Consider the following 7616-nt stretch of genomic DNA (forward strand, 5'->3'; position numbering starts at 1 on the left):
GGTCGGTCACCGATGCAGGGTCGGTCACCGATGCCGGGTCAGCGGCCGTCACCGGGTTGTCAGCCAACCGTCGCCTCGATACGCGGAAAGAGGGCCTCGAGCGGGGACACGTGCGTGCCGCCGGTCCACTGCCAGGCCCGGTCGATGCGCTGGTCGGTGAGTTCTCCGGTGCCGCCGAGGGCCTGCCAGAGCTTCGCGGTGGCCTGAGGCACGACCGGCGAGAGCAGCACCGCAAGCGTACCGAGCCCGCGCACGGCGGTGAAGAGCACGGCCTCGAGCCGGGCCCGGTCGGCGGGATCCTTGGCGAGGGCCCACGGTTCCTGGCTGGTGATGTAGCCGTTGAGCTCGTCGACCAGTTCCCAGATCGCGGCGATCGCCTCGTGGATGGCGAGACGGGAGATGGCGTCGCCCGCGGCATCCGTCGCCCTCTTCTCGGTGGCGCGAATCAGCTCGTCGTCCTCGGTGAATACGGTGGGGGTCGGGATCTCACCGTCGCAGTAGCGCACGACCATGGCGATCACGCGGGAGGCGAGATTGCCGAAGCCGTTGGCCAGCTCCGACTGGTAGCGGGCGGACAGGTCTTCCCAGGAGAACGAACCGTCCTGGCCGAAGCTGATGGCGCGCATGAAGTAGTACCGGAACGCGTCCGAGCCGAAGGTGTCGGTGATCTGGCTCGGCGCGATACCGGTGAGCTTGGACTTGCTCATCTTCTCGCCGCCGACGAGGAGCCAGCCGTGGCCGAAGACCCGGCGGGGCACCTCGATGCCGGCCGCGAGCAGCATGGCCGGCCAGATCACGGCGTGGAAGCGGAGGATGTCCTTGCCCACGATGTGGGTGGCGGGCCAGAGCCTGCTGAACTTCTCATCGTCGTGGCCGTAGCCGGCGGCGGTGATGTAGTTGAGCAGCGCGTCGAACCAGACGTAGACGACGTGGCTGTCGTCCCACGGGACCTTGATGCCCCAGTCAAAGCTGGACCGGGAGATGGACAGGTCGCTCAGGCCCTGCTTGACGAAGGAGATGACCTCGTTGCGCGCGGCTGCAGGCTGGACGAAGTCGGGGTTCTCCTCGTAGAGCGCGAGGAGCTGGTCGGCGAAGGTGCTCATCCGGAAGAAGTAGTTCTTCTCGTGCAGCAGCTCGACGGGGATGGAGTGGATGGCACAGACCTGCTGGCCGGCGAATTCGCCGGTTCCGTCGATCAGGTCGCTCGGCTGCTTGTACTCCTCACAGCCCACACAGTAGAAGCCCTCGTACTCACCCGTGTAGATGTGGCCGGCGTCGTAGAGGTGCTGCAGGAACTTCTGCGCGTTCACCTCGTGGCGCTCATCCGTCGTGCGGATGAAGTCGTCGTTCTTGATGTCAACAATCTGCAGCAGAGGCTTCCAGGCGGTCTCGACCAGGCGGTCGGCCCATTCCTTCGGCGTGACGCCGTTGGCGGTGGCGGTGCGGAGAATCTTCTGCCCGTGTTCGTCCGTTCCGGTGAGCAGCCAGGCGTCGTCCCCGGCCTGCCGGTGCCAACGCGCGAGCACGTCAGCGGCCACTTCGGTGTAGGCGTGCCCGATGTGGGGGACATCATTCACATAGAAAATTGGCGTGGTGATGTAGAAAGATGAGCCGTCGGACATGCCCTCCATCCTATTAGGAGCAACGGATGACGCCCGTCCCGTTACGGCGCCCGCCAATTTTCCTGCCGCGGGTGCGGCCACGGGCGCCGGCTCAGCCCAGCGGGAGGTCCGAGAAATCCGGCTTGTCCCGAGCGGGAACGCCGGATTTCTGCTGTAGCGCCGCCTCGTAGAGGTCGCGCTTACTCAGGCCGGATGCGGCGGAGACATCCGCGGCGGCCTCCTTCAGCCGGGATCCGGCCGCGACCAGTGCGAGCACTTCGGCGACACCGGTCGGGAGGTCAAGCACGCGCGCCTCGGCGCCGGCCACGACGATGCAGATCTCGCCCTTGACCCCCGCCGCGGCCCACTCGGCCAGTTCGGCCGCGGTGCCCCGCTTGACCTCCTCGTAGAACTTGGTCAGCTCGCGGCAGACCACGACGCGGCGATCTGCACCGAGCACGGCTCCGAGGTCGGTCAGGGATGCCACCAGCCGGTTGGGTGATTCGAAGAAGACCATGGTGCGCCGCTCGGCCGCCACCTCGCGCAGCGCCGTGACCCGGTCGCCGTGCTTGCGCGGGAGGAATCCCTCGAAGGTGAACCGGTCCGTCGGCAGCCCGGACACGGCGAGCGCGGTGAGCACGGCCGACGGGCCGGGCAGCGCAGACACGACCACACCGGCCGCGACGGCTGCGTCGACGAGGTGGAAGCCGGGGTCGGAGACGGTGGGCATCCCGGCGTCACTGAGCACGAGTACATCCGTGTCGCGGGCGAGTTCGGCCAGCTCCGCGGCCTTGCCGCGCTCGTTGTGATCGTGCAGGCTGATCAGCTTCGGTCGATTGTCGATGCCGAGGGCCTTGAGCAGGTGAACGGTGACCCGGGTGTCCTCCGCGGCGATGACGGTCGCGGTCGTGAGGGCCTCGACGAGCCGCCGGGAGACGTCTCCGAGGTTTCCGATCGGGGTGGCAGCCAGGATGATCATGCTCCCAGTCTCGCAGCCACGGCTCACTACGATGGTCAGGTGCTCCTCAATAGCCGCTGGTTTTCCTGGGCCGGCCCCCTCGCAGTGACCGTGCTCGCCGCGATTCTGCGCCTCTGGAACCTGGGCAGCCCGCATTCGCTGGTCTTCGATGAGACCTTCTATGTGAAGGATGCCTGGACGCTCTTCAGCAACGGCTACGAGTCGACCTGGCCGGCCGGCGCCGATGCACTGTTCGCGGCCGGAGACACGGCGATTTTCACCGCGGACCCGGCCTTCGTCGTGCATCCACCGCTCGGCAAGTGGCTGATTGCACTCGGGATGGCCGCGTTCGGGCCGGAGAGCAGTTGGGGCTGGCGGATCGTGACCGCCGTGATCGGCGTACTCGCCGTCGTTCTCCTCATGCTGATCGCAAAGAAACTGCTCGGGTCCACGGTGCTCGCCGTCCTGGCGGGCTTCCTGTTCGCCATCGACGGCAACGCGATCGTGATGTCGCGAGTCGCGCTGCTCGACAACTCGGTCATGTTCTTCGCCCTGCTCGGTTTCGGCGCCGTACTCCTGGACCGGGACTGGCACTCCGCCCGCCTCAACGCCGGGCTGGCCCGGCGCCGCCGGTCCGGCCTCGAGCCAGGCTGGGGCCCGACTCTCTGGTGGCGCCCGTGGCTGCTCGCCGCCGGACTCGCCTTCGGCCTGGCCGGCAGCGTCAAGTGGTCGGGAGTGTACTTCCTGGCCGCGTTCGGCATCTACCTCGTGGTGGTGGACGCGCTCGCCCGCCGTCGGGCCGGCATCCCGTTCTGGTGGAGTGCCGCGGTGCTCAAGCAGGCGCCGGCCACCTTCCTGCTGCTCGTGCCCGTCGCGGTCGCCACCTTCCTGCTGTCCTGGACTGGGTGGTTCGTCACCGCCGGCGGCTACTACCGCAACTGGGCGTCCTCCCCCGGCGCGGCCTGGACCGGCGCACTGGCCTGGGTGCCCGACCCCGTACAGAACTTCTGGCACTACCAGGTGGCCGCGTACACCTATCACGTGGGACTGGCGACACCGCATCCGTACCAGGCCAACCCGCTGACCTGGCTGTTCATGACCCGCCCGACGAGCATGTATTACCAGGGCTCATCCCTGGGCGAGAACGGCTGCGACGTCACCACCTGTGCCTCGGCCATCACCGGGATCGCCAACCCCGTGATCTGGTGGGCCGCGACGGCCGCGATCCTCTACCTCGTCTACCGGGTAACCCGCTACCGGGAGTGGCAGGTTGGCCTGATCCTGATGGGCATGGTGGCCGGCTACCTGCCCTGGCTGATGTACCTCGGGCGCACGGTATTCCAGTTCTACACGATCGCGTTCGAGCCGTACCTGCTGCTGGGTCTCACTCTTACGATCGGAATCTTCCTCGGGGTCGTGCCCGGGCTGAGTGGCTCACCCGGCAGGTCCGGTTCGGTCGGACCGGACGAGCTCGACGCGGAGGACCGGGCGGCGGATGCGGCAACCGACCGGCGCACCCGCATCCGAGTCGTCCTGGCCTATCTGGTCGTCGCCGTGCTGGTGAGCGCATTCTTCTACCCGCTCTGGACCGGGATGCAGACGTCGTTCCTGTTCTGGCAGGTGCACATCTGGCTACCCGGTTGGCGCTGAATCGACTCGAGAATGTGGCGGAATTGACGTTCCGAAAGCCGCATCGAAACCCCTTAGATATGCCTCAGATGGCATATAGCGACTGGGAAACACGTGTGAAAACACCCCACCGGGACGGGTCCCGCCCATAGACTGACGTCATCTGTTTTACGAGTGACTGCTCCACTATCGACTGAGAAGTCCAGATACCAAACAAAGGCCTCATGTCGGAAGCAACCGTCGCACCCACGGTGCGCATCGTCAAGACCCGCCCGGGTGGCGACTCGAAGAATCCAACGACCGAGTACTCAGCCCTGCTGCACACAGTGCGCAACCTGGGTCTCTTGAAGCGCGCGACCGGGTTCTACTGGTTCGTCTTCTCCATGCTCGTGCTCGCGACCGGAGCCGCCGCAACCGGCTTCGTACTGCTCGGCGACAGCTGGTACCAGCTGATCATCGCCGCCGTGCTGGGCATCCTGCTCACCCAGTTCGCGTTCCTCGCCCACGAGGCGTCGCACCGCCAGGTCTTCCAGTCGGGCCCCGCCAACGACCGTGCCGGCCGGATCCTCGCCAACCTCTTCGTCGGCATCAGCTACGCCTGGTGGATGAACAAGCACAGCCGCCACCACGCCAACCCGAACGTGATCGGCAAGGACCCTGACATCGACCCCGACTTCATCGTGTTCCGCGAGGAAGACGCCGCGAAGGTCAGCTGGCTCGGTTCCTTCGTCACGCGCAAGCAGGGCTACCTGTTCTTCCCACTGCTGATGGCCGAAGGGTTCAACCTGCACGTGCAGGGCTTCAAGACCGTTTTCGGTCGCGGCAAGGTCGACAAGCGCTGGCTCGAAATCACCATGCTGTCCACCCGCATCCTGCTCTACGTCGCCGTGATCTTCTACTTCCTGCCGCTTGGCATGGCCTTCGCCTTCATCGGCGTGCAGCTCGCCGTCTTCGGCGTCTACATGGGCGCGTCGTTCGCGCCCAACCACAAGGGCATGCCCCAGCTCCCGCACGAGAGCAAGGTCGACTTCCTCCGTCGCCAGGTGCTCACCTCGCGCAACATCCGTGGCGGCACGTTCATGGACACCTTCATGGGCGGACTGAACTACCAGGTCGAGCACCACCTGTTCCCGAACATGGCTCGCCCGCACCTGCGCAAGGCGCAGGAGATCACCAAGGAATACTGCCAGTCGCACAACATCCTCTACACCGAGACGGGCCTGTTCCAGTCCTACGGCATCGTGATCGAATACCTGAACAAGGTGGGCCTCGCCGCCAGGGACCCCTTCGACTGCCCGATGGTTGCCCGCTTCCACCACCGGTAACCCGCACCGGTTCGGCTCCCCGCCGAACCGTGAGAAAAGGCCGCTTTTTCTTTCGAAAAGGCGGCCTTTCTCACATCTCGGCGCAGATGCCTGGACGATTCGGGGTGGGACATGCCGGGTTCCCGGCATCCGGCCTGAGCCCGCGACCGCGTATGCTCGGAGAAATGTGGCTGCCCGGTGTGCTCGTCGCGGTCGGCGCCGCCCTCCTGTCCGGGCTCATCCACGCCGCACAGCCCGCGTTTCCGCTGCTTACGGTCGCGGTGGTGCTCGGCATCATCGCCGGGCAGCTCCCGTTTCTGCGCCGGGCCCTGGCCGGCATCCTCGCCCCGGGCCTCTCCGTCGCCGCCACCCGGATCATGCGGCTCGGCATCGTGCTGCTCGGGCTCAAGCTCAGCCTGATCGACATTCTCGGACTCGGTTGGCTGACGATCGTGACCACCGTCGGGATCGTGCTGCTCACCTTCGTCGGCACCCTGTGGCTCGGCCGCAGGTTCGGCTTGCCGGGGAACCAGCCGCTGTTGATCGCGACCGGGTTCTCCATCTGCGGTGCCTCCGCGATCGGCGCGATGAGCGGTGTGGTCAAGGCGAAGGATGAGGAAACGGCGACCCCGATCGCCCTGGTCACGCTCTGCGGCACGCTGGCCATCGCCGTGCTGCCGCTGCTCTGGCATCCGCTCGGCCTGACCGATCTGCAGTTCGGGCACTGGGTCGGGGCCGGCGTGCACGACGTGGGGCAGGTCGTCGCGACCGCCCAGGTTGCCGGGTCGGGTGCGCTGGCGGTGGCGGTCGTCGTGAAGCTGACCCGGGTGCTGATGCTCGCCCCGATCGTGGCGACCGTCGCGGTCCGCGAGCGGCGTCGTGACGCGCGCGGCCCGGCGACGGATCTGCCGACCGCCCGCCCGCCGATCCTGCCCCTGTTCGTGGCCGGTTTCCTCGCCGCGGTGCTGCTGCGCACATTCGTGCCGCTCCCGGACGCGCTGCTCACCGGGGCGGACACCCTGCAAACCTACCTGCTCGCGACCGCCCTGTTCGGCCTCGGTGCGGCGGTCAATCTGGGCACGATTGTGCGCACCGGCAGCCGGGCCCTCTCCGTGGGCCTGCTCTCCTGGACCCTGATTGCGGCGCTGGCGTTCGGCGCCGTGCAGCTCGGCTGACCCCGCCATCCCCTCCACCGGCCCGGCCGCCCGGCCGGCGCGCTGCGCTACCCCTATCGGGTCAGGCCGCGCCGCTTTCCGCAGGGCGCGCCCGCGCCCGCGGTCGCGGGCCGCGGATACGGGCGCGGTCGCGGCGAGTCGGCGAGTCGGCGAGTCGGCGAGTCGGCGAGTCGGCGAGTCGGCGAGTCGGCGCCGGATGCGCACCCTACCGCCGGGCGAGCCAGCCGCCCGCCGCGGGGTTCGGCCCACGGTTCAGGGCGAACAGGGGCGGGGCGGCGGCGGCGTCCGTGGCCAGGTCGGCGAGGATCCGGCCGACCGCCGGCGTGAATTTGAATCCGTGCCCGCTGAATCCGGCGCCGACGGACACCGGGCCGACCCGGTCGAGCACGAAGTCCTCGTCGGCCGTGGTCGTGTAGGTGCAGCTGACCGGTTCGCAGGCATCGGGATCGGCGCCGGGGAGCCACTCCCGCACGTACCGTTGCAGGGCCGCGAGTTGTACCGGTTCCGGCAGGAAGCTGCGCGCATCGGGGTCGGTGATCGCGCCCACCCCGTGCCAGCCCGCCTTGACGCCCTGGCCGGGCGTGTACATGCCGTAGATCGGTGAGTACCAGTAGCCGTAGCGCGGATCGGCCGGGTCGAAGGCGTGGTTGAACCCGGGCCAGTCGGTGCCGGCGGCGAGAGCGGCATCCGCAGACGGGTCACGGAGCGCGAAGTGCGCCGGCTGTTCCTGGGTGACGCGGAGCCGCGGCACCGGGATGACACCCGACAGCAGCGAGCTCGTCCAGGCGCCGACGGTCACGACGGCACGGCGGGCCTCGATCGTGTCGGATTCGGTGACCACGCGCACCCGGTCGTCCCCGAGCACCAAGAGACGCAGGGCCCGCGTGCCGTGCCTGATCACCGCGCCGGCGGCGGCCGCCGGAACGCGGACGCCGCGGTGAGCGCCCAG

The 7616-nt window shown here is 68.0% G+C and carries 6 protein-coding genes; 3 read left to right on the forward strand and 3 right to left on the reverse strand.

The window, feature by feature from the left end; translation table 11 throughout:
• Positions 1-59: 59 nt before the first annotated feature.
• The gene (gene metG, locus QMG61_RS04330) at positions 60-1622 is read right to left on the reverse strand and encodes a methionine--tRNA ligase (RefSeq protein ID WP_283493099.1); all 1563 of its coding nucleotides are present in this window, start codon (positions 1620-1622) and stop codon (positions 60-62) included.
• A 91-nt stretch (positions 1623-1713) separates the two neighbouring features.
• Entirely contained in the window at positions 1714-2580 is an 867-nt protein-coding gene (rsmI, locus tag QMG61_RS04335) for a 16S rRNA (cytidine(1402)-2'-O)-methyltransferase (protein ID WP_283493100.1), read from the reverse strand.
• Between the two features lie 39 nt (positions 2581-2619).
• On the opposite strand from rsmI, the gene QMG61_RS04340 reads away from it, so the two are divergent.
• From QMG61_RS04340 to QMG61_RS04350, 3 genes are all read left to right on the forward strand, one after another.
• Positions 2620-4209, forward strand: a complete 1590-nt coding sequence (locus tag QMG61_RS04340; RefSeq protein ID WP_283493101.1) for a dolichyl-phosphate-mannose--protein mannosyltransferase — start codon at positions 2620-2622, stop codon at positions 4207-4209.
• Positions 4210-4412: 203 nt separating this feature from the next.
• Positions 4413-5513, forward strand: coding sequence for a fatty acid desaturase family protein (locus tag QMG61_RS04345; protein WP_283493102.1), 1101 nt, complete (start codon positions 4413-4415; stop codon positions 5511-5513).
• A 152-nt stretch (positions 5514-5665) separates the two neighbouring features.
• Complete coding sequence (locus QMG61_RS04350) at positions 5666-6667, forward strand: YeiH family protein (protein ID WP_283493172.1); 1002 nt, start codon at positions 5666-5668, stop codon at positions 6665-6667.
• A gap of 205 nt (positions 6668-6872) precedes the next feature.
• Here QMG61_RS04350 and QMG61_RS04355 read toward each other — a convergent pair.
• A partial coding sequence (locus tag QMG61_RS04355; RefSeq protein ID WP_283493103.1) for an FAD-dependent oxidoreductase occupies positions 6873-7616 on the reverse strand: 744 nt, incomplete at its 5' end.

Source organism: Cryobacterium sp. PH31-AA6 (genome assembly GCF_030063195.1).
In the GTDB taxonomy this organism is placed as follows: Bacteria; Actinomycetota; Actinomycetes; order Actinomycetales; family Microbacteriaceae; genus Cryobacterium.